The organism is Marinobacter azerbaijanicus, from assembly GCF_030250645.1.
In the GTDB taxonomy this organism is placed as follows: Bacteria; Pseudomonadota; Gammaproteobacteria; order Pseudomonadales; family Oleiphilaceae; genus Marinobacter; species Marinobacter azerbaijanicus.
The window spans coordinates 56667-72350 of the sequence record NZ_JASSVS010000015.1 but is presented as its reverse complement, the minus strand read 5'-3'; the positions used below and the strand labels follow the sequence as shown (position 1 = coordinate 72350).

General features: G+C 56.1%; 15 protein-coding genes. 7 read left to right on the top strand and 8 right to left on the bottom strand.

From position 1 onward, the window contains the following. Window positions 1–27: 27 nt before the first annotated feature. On the top strand, window positions 28–270 hold the full coding sequence (locus tag QPM17_RS21005; RefSeq protein ID WP_285393580.1) for a hypothetical protein: 243 nt from the start codon (window positions 28–30) through the stop codon (window positions 268–270). 25 nt (window positions 271–295) lie between these two features. On the opposite strand, the gene ltaE is transcribed toward QPM17_RS21005, so the two are convergent. The 6 genes from ltaE to ggt all read right to left on the bottom strand — a co-directional run bounded on the left by ltaE (window position 296) and on the right by ggt (window position 9505). Then, a complete protein-coding gene (ltaE, locus tag QPM17_RS21000; protein WP_285393578.1) occupies window positions 296–1387 on the bottom strand; it encodes a low-specificity L-threonine aldolase in 1092 nt (363 codons plus the stop codon). A gap of 437 nt (window positions 1388–1824) precedes the next feature. Next, window positions 1825–2571 (bottom strand): class I SAM-dependent DNA methyltransferase, encoded by a 747-nt coding sequence (locus QPM17_RS20995; RefSeq protein ID WP_285393577.1) that lies wholly within the window; start codon window positions 2569–2571, stop codon window positions 1825–1827. A gap of 6 nt (window positions 2572–2577) precedes the next feature. Beyond that, window positions 2578–5313, bottom strand: a complete 2736-nt coding sequence (locus QPM17_RS20990) for a cation-translocating P-type ATPase (RefSeq protein WP_285393575.1) — start codon at window positions 5311–5313, stop codon at window positions 2578–2580. Window positions 5314–5382: 69 nt separating this feature from the next. Beyond that, window positions 5383–6483: a mandelate racemase/muconate lactonizing enzyme family protein gene (locus QPM17_RS20985; RefSeq protein ID WP_285393574.1), complete on the bottom strand. Its 1101-nt coding sequence runs from the start codon at window positions 6481–6483 to the stop codon at window positions 5383–5385. A 138-nt stretch (window positions 6484–6621) separates the two neighbouring features. Next, the gene (locus tag QPM17_RS20980; RefSeq protein ID WP_285393572.1) at window positions 6622–7554 is read right to left on the bottom strand and encodes a sensor domain-containing diguanylate cyclase; all 933 of its coding nucleotides are present in this window, start codon (window positions 7552–7554) and stop codon (window positions 6622–6624) included. Between the two features lie 172 nt (window positions 7555–7726). After that, a complete protein-coding gene (ggt, locus tag QPM17_RS20975) occupies window positions 7727–9505 on the bottom strand; it encodes a gamma-glutamyltransferase (RefSeq protein ID WP_285393570.1) in 1779 nt (592 codons plus the stop codon). A gap of 381 nt (window positions 9506–9886) precedes the next feature. Between ggt and radD the strand changes: the two genes are divergently transcribed. Further along, window positions 9887–11650 carry a DNA repair helicase RadD gene (gene radD, locus QPM17_RS20970; RefSeq protein WP_285393568.1) on the top strand — a complete coding sequence of 588 codons (1764 nt, stop codon included), beginning with the start codon at window positions 9887–9889 and terminating at the stop codon, window positions 11648–11650. Window positions 11651–11753: 103 nt separating this feature from the next. Here radD and QPM17_RS20965 read toward each other — a convergent pair whose 3' ends face one another. After that, complete coding sequence (locus tag QPM17_RS20965) at window positions 11754–12161, bottom strand: hypothetical protein (RefSeq protein ID WP_285393566.1); 408 nt, start codon at window positions 12159–12161, stop codon at window positions 11754–11756. A 150-nt stretch (window positions 12162–12311) separates the two neighbouring features. Here QPM17_RS20965 and QPM17_RS20960 point away from each other — a divergent pair, with 150 nt between their 5' ends. The 4 genes from QPM17_RS20960 to QPM17_RS20945 all read left to right on the top strand — a co-directional run bounded on the left by QPM17_RS20960 (window position 12312) and on the right by QPM17_RS20945 (window position 14400). Continuing rightward, entirely contained in the window at window positions 12312–13094 is a 783-nt protein-coding gene (locus QPM17_RS20960) for a helix-turn-helix domain-containing protein (protein WP_285393564.1), read from the top strand. A 122-nt stretch (window positions 13095–13216) separates the two neighbouring features. Further along, complete coding sequence (locus QPM17_RS20955) at window positions 13217–13378, top strand: hypothetical protein (protein WP_285393562.1); 162 nt, start codon at window positions 13217–13219, stop codon at window positions 13376–13378. Between the two features lie 87 nt (window positions 13379–13465). Beyond that, window positions 13466–13675 (top strand): hypothetical protein, encoded by a 210-nt coding sequence (locus QPM17_RS20950; protein WP_285393561.1) that lies wholly within the window; start codon window positions 13466–13468, stop codon window positions 13673–13675. Between the two features lie 56 nt (window positions 13676–13731). Continuing rightward, entirely contained in the window at window positions 13732–14400 is a 669-nt protein-coding gene (locus QPM17_RS20945) for an HAD-IA family hydrolase (RefSeq protein ID WP_285393560.1), read from the top strand. A gap of 32 nt (window positions 14401–14432) precedes the next feature. On the opposite strand, the gene QPM17_RS20940 is transcribed toward QPM17_RS20945, so the two are convergent. Continuing rightward, window positions 14433–15035 carry a TetR/AcrR family transcriptional regulator gene (locus QPM17_RS20940; protein ID WP_285393559.1) on the bottom strand — a complete coding sequence of 201 codons (603 nt, stop codon included), beginning with the start codon at window positions 15033–15035 and terminating at the stop codon, window positions 14433–14435. 138 nt (window positions 15036–15173) lie between these two features. On the opposite strand from QPM17_RS20940, the gene QPM17_RS20935 reads away from it, so the two are divergent. Next, entirely contained in the window at window positions 15174–15632 is a 459-nt protein-coding gene (locus QPM17_RS20935; RefSeq protein WP_285393557.1) for a styrene oxide isomerase, read from the top strand. The last annotated feature ends 52 nt before the right edge of the window (window positions 15633–15684 follow it).

The following is a 15684-nucleotide window of genomic DNA, read 5'->3' as shown; positions in this document are numbered from 1 at the left end:
GGTCGTGCCAAAAAAGGAGGAACTATCATGCGGTATCTTGCGATTGTGTTATTCACGGTTTTCTTTGTGGGCAATGCCCTTGGCAGCCAGTGCCCGACGCTGATTAAACAGATTGATCATCAACTGCAGTCGGCGCAACTGGACATTGAGGCTGAGGCCAAGGTCAAAGAGCTCCGGGATCGGGGTGAATCGCTGCACAATGAGGGTAAACATTCCGAGGCTGAGATTGCGCTAAGAAAAGCGATCGATGAACTGGACGCTGCGTTGTAAGAAGCAGGACGGGCGAAGTACTTTTTCATTTTAAAGCTCCGGGGTCGCGACGGATCGGGTATCGCTCATAGAACCGCCGGATAGTTTCCAGCAACCGGTCGACATCCTGACCGTTCACATCCCGATGCGTCACGAAGCGAATGGGGTCTCCCGCCGTGATGAGGATGCCCTGGTCAGCCAGGTAGTCGCGCAGTTGCGCGGCTCTGCCGGACCGGCAGTGGGCGTAGACGATGTTGGTCTGGGTGCTGGCGGGGTTGATCTCCAGCTGCGGGATTTCGGCCAGGCCGGCGCTCAGGTATTCGGCGTTCTCGTGATCTTCAGATAGCCGCTGTGGCCCTTTCTCCAGGGCGATTCGCCCGGCAGCGGCCAGTATGCCGGCCTGCCTCATGCCGCCACCCACCATTTTACGCAGCCGTGTTGCCCGCTTGATAAAGGCTTCTGAACCCAGCAGTAGTGAACCGACAGGCGCGCCCAGCCCTTTCGAGAGGCAGACGCTGACCGAATCATAGTGTCTGGTGATATCGGTTACGTCACAGTCGGATCTTACCGCTGCATTGAACACCCGGGCGCCGTCCAGGTGCAGCAGCAGATTGTGGTCCTCGCAAAAGGCGCGGGCCTGGCGCTGGTAGTCCAGTGACAACACTTTGCCACCGATGGTGTTTTCCAGTGAGAGCAGGCGGGTAGGGGCGAAATGGAAATCGTCGGCCTTGATGGCAGCTTTGGCTTTCTCGAGGTTGATGCTGCCGTCCGGCTCGTTCTCGATAGGCTGCGGTTGAACGCTGCCAAGCACGGCGGCGCCACCGCCTTCGTAGCGGTAGTTGTGTGCCGACTGGCCGCAGAGGTATTCATCGCCCCGGCCACAGTGGCTCATGATCGCCAGCAGGTTGGCCTGGGTGCCAGTGGCGGTAAACAGTGCCGATTCGAAGCCCAGCCGCTTGGCGGCGTAGGCCTGCAGGCTGTTTACGGTGGGATCGTCACCATAAACGTCGTCTCCTACCTCAGCGCTGGCCATGGCTTCGCGCATTTCAGCGGTAGGGCGGGTCACCGTATCGCTGCGAAAATCTACTATGAGGACGTTCTGCTTACCCGCATCAATGGCTGCCTTGAGATCATTCATCTTTTTTTATTGCCCTATAGTCAGTGACCAGGAGTGCTTCCTGACAATGTCTGGAGATCTTGAGCCTGGAGAAAACCTGAATCAAGCTTATCCGGAAACCGGGGTGGATTAATTTCCTGTACCGGTTTTTGGTCCATGGAAGATATTATGCTCACTCGTTTTGCCGGGAGCCCGAAATGATCAAGCCCAGTTGTTACAGCTGTCGAAAAAAGTTTGAGCCATGTGTGCTGAGGGTTTCTTATTCAAAAAACTACTGTGAGGGCTGCGGCGTGGGGTTGTTTGGTGAGGATTACTTCAGTTTCGCCAGAAAACCCGCACCAACTACCCGAAAGAACCTGGCTATCCACTTTGCCGTGCTTCTTTTCGGGGGTGCCTGCTTGTTGTTATGGTTTTCGACTGGCGGCGGGCCCTGACCAGTTCAATTCTGGCTCCGTGCTCTAAGCCTTCACGCAGACAAACAGGGCGTTGCCGGACTGCCCGTCCCAGGGCTCTATCTTGCCGTAGTCATGCTCGAAGATATGCACCTCGAAACAGGGTTCCAGCAGCTGTGCAAGTTCGTCGAAGCCCAGCGCCACCATGGGATGCTCGTCTTTCCAGGTTTCGCTGACATTGTGTGTGGTCTTTGTGATGCACAGCTTGAGTGACTGCTGCTCGCCGTAACCGCGGTAGTGCCAGCCCGAACTGAATTTGAAGGCACCGTCCTGATGCTCTGCAGTATGGTTTACGAACAGGTTGTTGTTGATCTTGTTCTTGTCCACCGCATTGAAGCAGAAAACACCCTTGGTCTGCAGGGCATCGTGGACGCTGTTGATGCAGGATTTCAGGCGGGCGATGTCACTGCTGTAGTGAATGGAATACAGCAAGCAGGTGATCAGATCAAAAGGCTGGTCAAAGGCAAAACTGCCAATGTCTCCCAGGGTGAACTCGGCTTCAGGGCAGCGCACTTTGGCTTTATCCAGCATAGGCTGATTGATGTCCAGGCCCTGGCTTTGGTAGCCAGAATCGAGGAAATGCCAGATGTGGGGGCCGGTACCACAGGCCAGGTCCAGATGACTGCGACCGCCGTTTCCGAACAGCTGGTTAAGCCTGCGCACGCCGCTGCTTTGTTCTGGGTAGTTGATGTCGGCACACATCAGATCGTAATAACCGGAGAGGTCGGTGTAGAGTTTGGTGGACGGTTGCATGACGGCTCACTGGGCGGGTGGAATAGGCGGCTGGCTGGCAGATGCGGCAGGGGGCGTGTAGCACGCTGAGCTGGCATGGGCTCTCCGCCTCCTGATCAGGGTCTTGTGCAGCTCCGCCACAACGAGAAGGCTCATGGCGAATACCAGCAACTGCAACCATTCCGCCATTGAAATCGGCTGAATCTGCAGGACATCGGAGAGCCCCGGGGTATACATGGCGCCAATGTGGGCCAGTTGCGCGAGGGGAACAGCCAGCATCAGGAAAGGGTTACTAAGCAGGGAGATACTGAAAAGGGAGCGGAATTCCGAGCGGCTGTTCAGCGCGTGGATGTTGCCGAAGAGCACCATCAGCATCAGTGTCAGGTTGCGGGCATCCTCAATACTCTGGCCCTGCTCAAGCGTCCACTGGAAATTGAGAAATGCGACAAGCCCCATCCATGATCCCACCACCAGTACGTGCTCAATAATCGGTTTATCGAACACGGGCTCCTGAGGCGAGCGCGGCTTTACTGACAATTCGCCGCCTTCCTTCGGTTCAAAGGCCAGGGCCACGTCCTGGAATCCGTTGGCAACCAGGTTAAGCCAGAGTAACTGCACCGCGATCAAGGGCATTGGCAGACCGGCCAGCACACAGAAGAAAAAGAGCAGGATCGCCGAGAAGCCGGTGGCAACCAGCAGCCCGATCACCTTGCGGATGTTGTTGTAAACCACCCGTCCCTGCTCAATGCCGGCGACAATGGAGGAAAAATTATCGTCGGTAACGATCAGGTCCGCCGTTTCCTTGGCCACATCCGTGCCGCGTTTGCCCATGGCGATTCCCGCATGCGCCTGCCGCATGGCCGGTGCGTCATTGACGCCATCCCCGGTGACGGCGACAAAATGCCCGTCCCGCATGAAGCTGTCCACAATCTGGGCTTTCCTGGCGGGTTCTATGCGGGCGAATACCCGGGCCTTGCGAATAAGCTGGTCGACAGCCCCCTGGCCCCGGGCGTTGACTTCATCGAGCATTTGGCCCGTAACAACCGTTGCGTCGGCGTCACACAGCCCCAGTTCCAGGGCGATTGATTTTGCGGTAGCCGGATGGTCGCCGGTGACCATGGCTACCTCAATGCCGCCGGTACGGCACTTTTCGATGGCTTCGAAGGCTTCGTGGCGGAGCGGGTCTATCATGGCAACCATTCCGAGAAAGACCATATCGGCCATCTCATGATCGCCGGATGACGAGGTTTTCTTCGCCAGGGCGATAATCCGATAGCCTCGGGAAGCGAGCTCGGTGAACTGGCTTTCGAGGGCTGGTTTGTCGATTTCTATAGAGCCGTCAGTGGTTGCCATCCGGTTGCACATGGCCAGCATTTTTTCAGGGCTGCCTTTGGCATAGATGACGGTTTGATCGCCAACGCGGTTGACCACCCCACTGTAGGCCTTTTCCGACTCGTAGGGGATCAGGGCCACCTGTTCCTGTCGGGTTCGCAGGTCAGTGATGGACATACCCAGCTTCTTGGCCATGACCAGGAAGGCAATGTCCACGATGTCGCCCTGGGAAACCCACTCGCCGCCGCTATAGTCCAGATGGCTTTCATTGGCGAGGACGCCTGCGACACAGAGCTCCCTGAGTGTATCCTGGCCCGCCGCATCCACCTGGGCGCCGGCGGGGCCTGTGATCTCCCCACCCGGGGCTACCCCCTCGCCAGTGACGTCGAACTGGCGTCCATCAGGCAGCCTCACCTTGCGAATGGTGAGCTCGTTGACTGTCAGGGTGCCGGTCTTGTCGGAGCAAATGAGGGTGCAGGACCCCAGGGCTTCCACCGCCACCAGCTTGCGGATGATCACATTGCGTTTTGCCATCCGGGTCATGCCGATGGCGAGGGCAACGGTCAGTGCAGCAGGCAGGCCCTCCGGAATCACCGAAACGGCCAGGCCGATGGACATAAGGACCATCTCTTCCATTGAATAGCCGCCATCCAGGATCATCAGGCCTGCCAGGGCGGCAATGGCCACCAGAATGCCGAAGGCAACCTGGTAGGTGAACTTGCGGATCCGGATCATCAGCGGCGGTTCAGCAGAGGTCTTGCCGGTGACTCCCTGGGCAATCTTGCCCAGCTGGGTATCCGAGGCAGTAGCTATTACCCGGCCACGCCCGCGCCCATGGGTGATGATGCTGCCCGCAAAGCACTGGTCAACGCGCTCGGTGAGCGGTGTGCTGTCGTCGCTTGCCGCACCGGCATTCTTGGCGACCGCCAGGGACTCCCCCGTCAGCATGGACTCATCCACCGCCAGGCTGCTGGCGCTGAGCAACTGGATATCAGCCGGCACTTTGTCGCCTGATGAGAGCAAGACAACATCGCCTGGAACGATCTCTTCGACTTCAATGGTTACAATCTGGCCGTCCCGAAGCACATGGGCTGTACCTTTCATCATTTGCTTCAACGCGGCGGCCGCCTTCTGGGCGGAAAACTCCTGGACCGTGCCGATAATTGCATTGATCAGCAGGACGATCAGGATAAAAACCCCGCTTGGGGTCTGGCCGAGTGCAAATGAAACAGCGGAAGCGATCAGGAGGATGTAAATGAAAGGGCTGAGGAATTGCCGCGCAAAAAGCTCCACCACACCCGGCATGGGCGGGGCGGGCAGCCGGTTGTAACCAAATTTCTCCAGTCGTGCACTGGCTTCCTGGCGGGATAGTCCGTTGTCAGCGGGATCTGCTGTGTTGGGTAGCTCTGGGGCTGCGCTGAGGGTTTCCATTCTGCAGTGCTTCTTTTCCGGCTTGCTTGTTGTTACGGCTTCCGACTGGCAATCTGTTATGGCTCAAGCCTACTCGTAGACATCCCGCAAGGATAGTAAGGCAAAGTCTGGTACAACGCCGAGCCCGGGCCGATCACTGAGCCACATGCGGCCGGCCGCCACTTCCGGGGCACCGGTGGCAAGCTGGACTTTGTTGTAATTATGCAAATCAGTGGTATTCAGCAAGGCTCTGGGGGATGTGCTGGCGGCGAGGTGCGCATAGGCAGCCGTCGCGATGCCGCTACCCCAGGCATCTTCAATGGTCATGGATATGCCGGCGTCTGCACACACGTCCCGAATGATCCTGGATGGTGTCAGCCCACCGAACTTGCTGACTTTCAAGGCAATGGCATCCATGGCGTCGTCTCTGAGGCCACGCTGCAGCTCATTCAATGTGTTGAAAGCCTCATCCAGTTTGACCAGATGCCTGGTGCGTCGCCTGACCGATAGACACTCTTCGTAACTGCGGCAGGGTTGCTCAAGGTAGATATCCACATCCTCAATGGCTTTTGAAAAGCGTAGCGACTGATCGCGACGCCAGGCACCATTGATATCGCCAATCCAGAGCTCATCAGGCTGTTTGAGTTTGCCAAGCCTGCGAATCAGGTCGATGTCCTCTTCCACCTCATGGCCCAGTTTGATCTGAATGTGCCGAAAACCCTCGGCACGATAACGGAGAAGAGACTCTTCCATTTCCCCTGGGTCGGCCAGTGGAACAATCCGATGCAAGGGCATGGATGGCGACTGGAGCCCACCAAGCAGTGTGTAGACAGGAAGCCCACACGCCTTGCCCAGAAGATCCCAGCAGGCAATGTCGATGGCGGCCTTGGCGACAGCCTGGCCGGTGAGCGCCTGATTCATTCGCTCCTGAATCACCGACACTTGCCGGGGATCCTGTCCAAGCACCTCCGGTGCCAGCAGCGACAGGCAGGAAGGAAGGCCCTCGGCAAAAGCCGCCATGTAGTTGGGGCCGCAGGGGCACACCTCACCGTAGCCCTCCAGCCCTGTGTCTGTTGAAAGGGCCACAACTGTCGTTTCGAAGACCTGATGGGAGCGGCCGCCTGCAAAGGCATAGGCTTTTCCGGTATATTCCAGATTCGCCGTGTATACGGCCATTCGCTCAATGCGCATAAGCAACCTAACCCTAACCTTGATGTGACACATTTAGTGCAGCGGTGTACAAATATATAGCTGAGCCAGCCGATGTACGCCTGGTCCACACCGGGTTTTCGGGAATCCTGCGGCTAGCCGAAAAACAGGCTGATCGAGTCAGGACGGTTGCGCCAATGAATCCTGCGAAGCAACACGATTACGCCCCGCAGCCTTGCCACTGTATAGAGCCTTGTCAGCCCTTCTGACCAGGGAATCGTAGGACTGGTCCGACGATAAGAACGAGGCCACGCTCATGGTGACAGTCGTATGGAAGGCTGTGTCTTCGAGCTGGAACTCCATGGCTTCAATCTTTTGACGAATACGCTCTGCTAACCTTGTCGCATTCAGTATTGGCGTGCCGGGTAGGATGACGGCAAACTCTTCTCCGCCAATACGGCAGGCCACGTCCAATGGGCGAAGCTCCTCCTTGATCATCTTTGCGGTATCGATGAGTACGATGTCACCGGCGGCGTGGCCATATTGATCATTGATGCTCTTGAAGTGATCGAAGTCGAACAGGATGACAGAGGAGTGCAAGCCCGACCGAATGAAACCGGAATGCTGCGCCTTCAACTGATTGTTAAAATGTTTCCGATTGAAGAAGCCTGTCATTTCGTCCGTCACGGATTCCCGGATCAGCCGTTCTTCCAGCTCTCTCTGGTAGGAGACATCCCTTACGAGTGCCATGGCAACTTGTACCCCATCCAGCACGATTGTGTTAATCATGATATCGACCGGGATCTCGGTGCCATCAGCATGAACTCCGCAAAACTTTTTATTCGCGCCCATTGGGCGGGGAGTGGGGTTTTGGAAATAGCCACTGACCCGTTGCCTGTGCGCATCCAGGTGAAGCTTCGGGATGATGATCGACAGATCTGAACCTTTCAGGATATCTACAGGATGCCCAAACATTTCCCCGGCAGGGGAATTCACCAGAGCGATCTTGTGGTTACTATCAACGATAACGACGGCATCAGGCAGAGCATCAATAAATGGCAACAGACGACTGGAAGTTGTAATGAGCTGATCGAGTTTTTTTTCGGCGGGCATGGTCAGGGAACCCGATAATGAAACTGTGAACACGTGTTCATTACTATAGGTGGTAAAGTGCAAAATGACTAACACGATGGAAAATAGATCTTTCCCGGCTTTGCGCGGAGGTATTGAAAGGCCGGCCCATAACCTGACCGGCCTTTTTGCTCAAAGTAAGGCTTGTTGTGGCCTAGCGCCCTCCAATTGCGCCATCACGGCGCATGTCGGCCCCACCAACAAGGCCACTCGGGGTGACCTGTATCAGCGACAGCCCACTGTTCAGGGTCGTGACTCCCACCGCATGCCCTCTGCCTTCTTCCAGCTCAGATTCAAGTGCAGCGGCATCATAGTCCAGCGTCACGCCCGGGATGGGTGCTTCCAGAACGGTTGCTGAGGTTGAGCTGCCGCTGTTCGTATTCTGGTAATGAGGCACATTGATGGCTTGCTGTGGGTCAAGTCCGAAATCAAACACGTTCATGATGGTCTTGGCGGTGTAACCAATGATCCGGAAGCCACCCGGCGAGCCGGTGACCAGCGAAACCTGTCCATCCATATCAAGGACAATCGTCGGAGCCATGGAACTGCGGGGCCGCTTTCCGGGCTGCACCCGGTTGGCAATCAGTTCGCCGGCACTGGAAGTGGGCTGGAAGCTGAAATCGGTCAGTTGATTGTTGAGCAGAAATCCGCGGCCAGCCACCATTACTCCATTACCGAACGAGCTCTCAATGGTCGTGGTCATGGATAGCGCATTGCCGAACCGATCAACGATGGAGACGTGGCTGGTGCCCGCGCCTGGCTCATCCATGCTTGGAGCAGAGGGATCAAACACACCGGGGGGCGTTCCCGGATCAACTACGCCAAGGTCATTCTCACCAATCAGCGCAGCGCGGGTTTCGAGGTATTGCTTGTCCAGCATGCCTTCAACCGGAACGGTGATGAAATCGCTGTCTGCAACATACTTGTTGCGATCCGCGAACGCGATACGCATGGCCTGGGTAAAAAGATGAACCACTTCCTCGTCCAGCGGGTTCTTGCCTGCCAGGTCGAAATTCTCAAGCACACCCATGATCTGACCGACGGCCAGTCCACCGGAAGATGGCGGGCCCATGCCACAGACGTTGTTGCTACGGTAAGTGATGCACACTGGTGGCCGTTCAATGACCTGATAATCGGCCAGGTCGTCCAGGCTCATTGATCCGGGGATATTCGGATCGTTCTGGACGGCGCTAACGATGTCCTGTGCGATAGAGCCGGTGTAGAAGGTATCTGCTCCATCGCGAGCCAGCAGCTTTAGCGTTTCGGCATAGTCCTTGTTTTTGATCAGTGTACCGGCAGGCTTGGCTTCGCAGGTCTCGCTGTCAACAAAGTAGTTGAAGGCGGTGGGGTCACGGAAAAATAACCGATCCTCACAGGATGGGTTGCGGGCCAGAAGGCCGGAGACCTGATCACTGGTACGCTGGGTCAGAGAAAAGCCTTTCTGGGCCTGGGTGATCGCCGGTACAAACAGGCGCTGCCAGGGAAGCCGGCCATATTGAGTATGCATATATTCCATCATTCGCGGGACGCCCGGCACGCCCACGGACAGACCACTCTGCCACGCATCTGAAAAGCCGATTGAATTGCCTTCCTCATTTAAAAAAAGCGTTTCATCCACCGCCTCTGGTGCGGTTTCACGGGCATCGATAGTGGTTGTGGTGCCGGTCTGGGCATCGTAATAAACGATAAACGCTCCGCCACCAAGCCCGCTTGACTGGGGTTCCACCAGGCTGAGCATGGTCTGCACCGCAATCATGGCATCTGCCGCGGTACCACCGTTTTTGAGAATTTTTGCGCCGGCTGCCGTGGCCAGCGGGTTTGCCGTGACGACCATTTCGCGCTCGGTCGTTTGAGCCTGTGGCAGGTCAGTTGCCCAGGCAGCAGGTACACCCAGAGACAGACAAAAAGAGATAGTCAACAATCGTTTTTTCATTGTTATTCTCCTGTGGCCGAGCTCTGCCTGGCCGCATTATTGATTGAAGGATACTGGTCGGGAAGCGGTTGGCTCCGAGACGATGAACGGCAGGCAATTGCCGGGCCACGAAAAGACAAAGCATTAAGGTTCAGATGGGTTCTGCAATCCCTGGCAGATCCCTGATATTGAAAATGTGAAACTCTGTAAAATACTTCGACATAACTTCTACCTTTCTGTCGATCAGCAGGTCAGCCAAGGTAGAGCCAGGAATATTGTGTTGGTGAGCCCTGCGGGTTTTCGGAAAATCGTGACAGCTCTTTTTTTGGCTCACAGGTAACAGCAGCGGTATCTGCTAGTATGGCCAGCTTCTCATCCCGAAAACGATCAAGCGCAGCAATAATGAATGCTCCTTTCACACTGCGGCCTTACCAGCAGGAAGCGGTTGATGCCACGTTGAGGCATTTTCGCAAATCTGATGATTCTGCCGTTATTGTCCTGCCGACCGGTGCCGGTAAAAGCCTGGTCATTGCCGAGTTGGCCCGGCTTGCCCGGCGCCGGATTCTGGTGCTGACCCACGTAAAAGAGCTGGTGGAGCAGAATCACGCCAAATATGAGAGCTATGGGTTAACCGGCAGCATCTTCGCCGCCGGACTGAAACGTAAGGAAAACCGGCATCAGGTGACCTTCGCCAGTGTGCAGTCCGTATCGGCCAATCTGGATCAGTTCAGGGATGAATACTCGTTGGTCATCATTGATGAGTGCCATCGGGTCAGCGGTGATGACACCAGCCAGTATCAGAGGATCATTGAGCTGCTGCGGCAACAGAATGACTCCCTCAAAGTGCTCGGGCTGACCGCCACACCCTATCGTCTGGCCATGGGCTGGATCTATCGCTATCACTACCGGGGCTTTGTCCGGGGTGAACAGGACAAGCCCTTTCAGCACTGCATTTATGAACTGCCGTTGAGCTACATGATCAACCGGGGGTATCTCACCAGGCCTGAGCTGGTGAATGCGGCGGTGGCGCAATACGATTTCTCCGCGCTGCCTCAGGACCGCTTTGGCGAGTACGCCGAGAAGGATGTTAACCAGCTGCTGAGCAAACACAAGCGTGTGACCCGTGCCATCGTTGAGCAGGTGATGGAGCTGGCCGCAGAGCGCCAGGGGGTGATGGTCTTTGCGGCAACGGTGAATCATGCGCGGGAGATCACCGGCTACCTGCCGGAACATCAGACCGCCCTGGTGACCGGTGCGACCGATCTGAAGGATCGGGACTTGCTGATCCAGCGTTTCAAACAGTGGCAGCTGAAGTATCTGGTGAATGTGTCGGTACTCACCACGGGCTTTGATGCGCCCCATGTGGACTTTATCGCCATTCTTCGTCCTACCCAGTCGGTCAGCCTGTATCAGCAGATTGTGGGCCGTGGTCTTCGTCTGGACGAGGGTAAGCAGGATTGTCTGGTAATTGATTACGCGGGTAACAGTGTGAATCTGCATCACCCGGAGGTAGGGGAGCCGAAACCGAATCCCGACAGTGAGCCGGTGCAGGTGTTCTGCCCGGGCTGTGGTTTCGCCAATATCTTCTGGGGTAAAACAGACGGTGAAGGCCATGTTATCGAGCACTACGGTCGCCGTTGCCAGGGGCTGCTGGAACCCGCGGAAGCGGAGGCACCTGCCGTGCGGAAGGGGCGCCCGCAGCAGTGCGATTACCGTTTCCGTTTCAAGGAGTGCCCACACTGCGGTGGCGAGAATGATATTGCGGCCCGCAACTGCCACCAGTGTCACAAAGCCATCATCGATCCGGATGATCAGCTGAGAGATGCGTTAAAACTCAAGGATGCCATGGTGATTCGCTGCGCCGGGATATCGCTGGTTGCTAGCGGTAGCAAGTTGAGGATCACCTATCACGGGGAGGATGGAGAGGCGCTCAGCGAATCGTTTGATTTCAGCAAACCGGGCCAGCGCACTGTTTTTAACAGACTGTTCGGGCGTCGTTTTGCGAATGGCCAGGCTCCGAAAGCGTTCAGCTCAGCGGATGAGGTGCTTGAACTGGAGGCCTTGCTTCCGGCACCGGATTTCGTGATTGCCCGCAAGCAGAAGCACTATTGGCAGGTGCAGGAGCGGGTTTTTGATTATCAGGGTAGTTTTCGTAAGGCGTATTAAGTGTATGACGTTCAAGAGCACGGTCAACAACTCCTGAGGCGTTTTGAAAACCCATATTGGGTAAAAGTTACCCAATATGGGTAGCGTCCGGAGTGATGAGCCATCATCCGAACGCAGGCTGCTGAGGCTTACTGCCAGCAACCCGTTTCATCCACGCCATATCCAGCGGAACCAGCACGTTCAAGGCGAACAGCACCCAGCCAAGGGGCTGCAGGCTTGCCGCAAACCAGACCATCAGGGCAAGGGACGCCAGGCTCCAGGTAACATCGGCAGCAATCATCACGTTCAGGTACTTCTCCTGCCACCGTTCGTTAACGGCCACGGCGGCCATATCCACGCACCACAGCAGCATCACGATGCCAACCACCAGGTAAAAGGTTGCGCCGGGGCCGCCCGCCCACTGGGCAATGGGCTCAGCGGCCAGGATCAGAGCCAACGCGAATGGCGCGGAGAGCAATACATCGCTGAGGATGATTTGCTTAACACTGAATCGACGGACTAGGTTTTTCATAGGATCACCTCAATCGGGTTTCGCAATGTGTTGGACTACACTTCAAAGCTTCTACCCGGGCGGTGATAGTCTCAATTACCTGTGAGGTAATGGTTCCGCCTACCCTCGGCTACGATAATGGTTGAACACTCGGAATTGACGGGAAACCCAATGAGCGCCTTCGGTACGCTGTTCAGAGAAATGCGGCAGGGCAAGCGCCTGAGCCAGATGGATTTCGCCTTGGCGTGTGAGGTGTCGCCAAAACACATCAGCTTTCTGGAAACCGGCCGCAGCAAGCCCAGCAAAGGCATGGTTCTGCATTTAGCGCAGATGCTGCAGGCGGATCTGGCCGGTACCAATCGGCTCTTATCAGCGGCGGGATACGGCCAGGTCTACTCCGACCAGGATCTGAACGCGCCTGGCATGGCCATGATCAGGGAGGCGCTTGGGCACCTGTTGCAGGGACACTTGCCGTACCCGGCGGTGGTGTTCGACCACGAGTATTATCTGGTGATGGCTAACCAGGCCATGCAGGCGATGATGGCGAGGATGATCGAGCTGGGTGCTCAGTTTCCGGCCCGGCCCAACTTTTTGCTGTCCCTGCTGGATGAGCACGGCATGAAGCCCTTCGTTGGCGATTGGGATAATATCGCCTGCCACATGCTGCAACGCGTCTACCATGAGCATCTTGCCGGCCCCTTTCGGGATCAGCCCAACCGATTGCTGGAGCACGCCCTGACTGTACCCGGCGTGCCTCAGAACTGGAAAAGCCACGTGGTGGAACACCTGGACTACCCGGCGATTCCTTTCACACTGAATCTGGGGCATCAACAGCTCAGAATCTTTTCCACCATTGCAACTATCGGCACGCCGCTGGATGTGACTGCTCAGAATTTGCGGATTGAGCATTTCTTTCCGATGGATGAGGAGAGTAAGGCTTATTGGCAAGGTTGAACTGTTCCGACAGGCGGTCCGGCCTTAACGCCCCTTTCTTGAACCGAACAATTATTTCCTGTTTGGGATATGATGAGGGTCTGAAGTTGGTGAATAAACCAACCATCGACCTGGAGAACACCATGAGCAACAAAACCGCAAAAGCTTCATTAACGTCGGCCGCCATTGCCGAGCAGACCGCTGCCTTTTTGAAGTCCGGCGGGGCTGTTGAGTATGTCGGCAAGGGTAACAGGGGGCAAGTCGCCTCGTCAGGCCCCAAGCATGTTAAGCTCCAGGCCCGCTAGAATCGCAACGGATTCTTTCCGCTCGTTTTACTGACTGTATTCATTGTTGGAGCAAACACTGAGTGTCAATCAAGAAGATTGATGTCTATGTCAAATAAGGATTTCATTCTTCAGCGCATTCGTGTGTACGCAGGAAAAGAATTCGATCCCGCTGAGGATCAACAGGTAGCGGATGTTTTGCGGTCCAGGTTCAACATCCGTTTGCCACAAAGATCATCACTGAATGCCTCGCTGGCACTAGCGACCAGTGATCACGAGATCATCGGTCTCGTATTGCAGTATCGGACCATGACATAGCGGCTGCCTGAGCTACACTTCCCGTAAACCTGCACCGGTATAGGGAGGCTCTCGATATGGCTGTCCGACCGAACGTAGTTTTATTTGATGTCCTAGAGACGTTGATTGATCTGGATCCGCTGGCCGCCCGCCTGGAAGAGGTTGGCCAGCCAGCGACCACTCTGCAGCCCTGGTTCCTGCGCTTTCAGCGCGATGCCATGGCACTGACCCTTGCCGGCGACGCGGCACCTTTCGAAGCTGTTGCCCGGGAATCACTCCGCACGGAAACGAAACACACGCTCAATGAACGTGATATTGGGTACGTGGTCGACGGGTTCTCCACGCTACCCACCTTCGACGATGCCGCCCCCGCGCTGAAGAAAATCTCTGAGGCGGGCGTGTCCGTTGGATGCCTCACCGTCAACAGTCCTGAAAGAACGCGCCGTTTCCTCGAAGGCGCAGGGCTTTCCAGATTTGTTGACCATGTTGTCACCGCGCATGAGGCAGGTGTCTGGAAGCCTCATCCGGATATCTATCGTTTTGCTGCAAAACATCTGGATACGCCGATTGAGCGCCTGGCTCTGGTAGCCGTGCATGCCTGGGATTGCCATGGAGCGAAGCGGGCCGGTGCACTTGCGGGCTGGTGTTCGCGTCTTGAATATAAGCCTGGCGATGTCTTCCTGCCCGCCGACGTCATGGGTGACAGTCTTGTTGAGGTTGCCGACGGACTGATGTCACTGCACTGAAAGTTGGTCGCACGAACAGGGTAAAGGGGGCATCAGGTTTTAGCCTCCCTCAACCACTGGCACGCCAGCTCTGCTGCCGATTGGTCATCGATACCCATTTCGGAGATTGTACTCCAGGTATCGATATCCATAGCGACCCGAAGCGTTGCGCGATAACGTTTCGCGCTGTCGCCTTGCTTCCCCGCTGGCACCAGAGTGTCCTCAAGGCTTCGCAGCAGCTGCATCCATCCGTTTTCAACCACATCTGCCAGGGCGGGCATTGTCTTCGCGTCCCGCATCACTTTTCCCATCATGTCGTAGGTGCGGCGGTAGTAGTCGTAAAGCAGTCGGAGTACGCCGGCGGCTTGCTTTATTTCATCCGGTTCTGCGAGTGCCTGCGCAAAATCTGGCGGTGGGTTATCGGCAATCCAGTGATCACTACAGGCACGGAACATCGCGGAGTCATCAGGGAAGTGTTTGTACACCGTTACGCGGCCGACACCCGCCAGGCTTGCAATGTCACTAATGGTCGTCTGCGCTGGCCCGACCGTTCGGTGTAACTCAACGACCGCTTCGGTAATCCGTCGCCGGGTCTGTTCTTCCTGTTTTGCCCGGGTGGTTTTACGGTAGCTACGTTTTTGGGAGTTAATCGACATACAGGCTGTATACCCAATTATTGACAGGCGCATGAACGAGGGATAATCTCTCGTATTGAATATACATAGTGTATTCTTAAATTGAGTGGAACGCGAGTCGGGGGCAGGTCTCCCTGACTACAACCAGGGGGATAACTCATGAATAACGCATCTCTGCCGACTGTCATCAACAGGGAACGCCGACTTTACCAACTTGGCATCATCCTGTTTCTCATGGGTCTGTTGACTGGGTTTCTGCTGCCGTTAATGGAGAATGCCAGAATGGGGCTTTCGAGCCACCTTGAGGGCATCATGAATGGACTGGTACTGATTGTGCTGGGTGTGATCTGGCCCAAGCTTCGGCTGGGCCGCACGGCCGAAAGAATTGCATTTGGTCTTGCCGTATTCGGTACCTACACCAACTGGCTGGCTACGCTGGCTGCCGGCTTTATCGGTGCAGGGGCATCCATGATGCCGATAGCCGCTGCAGGCTTCGAGGGCTCGGCGCTACAGGAAGGCCTCATTGCCATAGCCCTGACATCGCTCTCGGTGGCGATGGTAGTGGTTGCCGTAATGGTGCTGTGGGGAGTCTGGAATAAGGGAAATCAGTTTGGATAAATGATATGGCCTTCAGGTAGTTTGTCCCGGGAATTCGGCCACATTCCGACTG

Excerpts from the sequence above, each read along its gene's own strand:
- QPM17_RS21005 (WP_285393580.1), top strand. The coding sequence starts at position 28 with ATGCGGTATCTTGCGATTGTGTTATTCACGGTTTTCTTTGTGGGCAAT.
- ltaE (WP_285393578.1), bottom strand. The coding sequence starts at position 1,387 with ATGAATGATCTCAAGGCAGCCATTGATGCGGGTAAGCAGAACGTCCTC.
- QPM17_RS20995 (WP_285393577.1), bottom strand. The coding sequence starts at position 2,571 with ATGCAACCGTCCACCAAACTCTACACCGACCTCTCCGGTTATTACGAT.
- QPM17_RS20990 (WP_285393575.1), bottom strand. The coding sequence starts at position 5,313 with ATGGAAACCCTCAGCGCAGCCCCAGAGCTACCCAACACAGCAGATCCC.
- QPM17_RS20985 (WP_285393574.1), bottom strand. The coding sequence starts at position 6,483 with ATGCGCATTGAGCGAATGGCCGTATACACGGCGAATCTGGAATATACC.
- QPM17_RS20980 (WP_285393572.1), bottom strand. The coding sequence starts at position 7,554 with ATGCCCGCCGAAAAAAAACTCGATCAGCTCATTACAACTTCCAGTCGT.
- ggt (WP_285393570.1), bottom strand. The coding sequence starts at position 9,505 with ATGAAAAAACGATTGTTGACTATCTCTTTTTGTCTGTCTCTGGGTGTA.
- radD (WP_285393568.1), top strand. The coding sequence starts at position 9,887 with ATGAATGCTCCTTTCACACTGCGGCCTTACCAGCAGGAAGCGGTTGAT.
- QPM17_RS20965 (WP_285393566.1), bottom strand. The coding sequence starts at position 12,161 with ATGAAAAACCTAGTCCGTCGATTCAGTGTTAAGCAAATCATCCTCAGC.
- QPM17_RS20960 (WP_285393564.1), top strand. The coding sequence starts at position 12,312 with ATGAGCGCCTTCGGTACGCTGTTCAGAGAAATGCGGCAGGGCAAGCGC.
- QPM17_RS20955 (WP_285393562.1), top strand. The coding sequence starts at position 13,217 with ATGAGCAACAAAACCGCAAAAGCTTCATTAACGTCGGCCGCCATTGCC.
- QPM17_RS20950 (WP_285393561.1), top strand. The coding sequence starts at position 13,466 with ATGTCAAATAAGGATTTCATTCTTCAGCGCATTCGTGTGTACGCAGGA.
- QPM17_RS20945 (WP_285393560.1), top strand. The coding sequence starts at position 13,732 with ATGGCTGTCCGACCGAACGTAGTTTTATTTGATGTCCTAGAGACGTTG.
- QPM17_RS20940 (WP_285393559.1), bottom strand. The coding sequence starts at position 15,035 with ATGTCGATTAACTCCCAAAAACGTAGCTACCGTAAAACCACCCGGGCA.
- QPM17_RS20935 (WP_285393557.1), top strand. The coding sequence starts at position 15,174 with ATGAATAACGCATCTCTGCCGACTGTCATCAACAGGGAACGCCGACTT.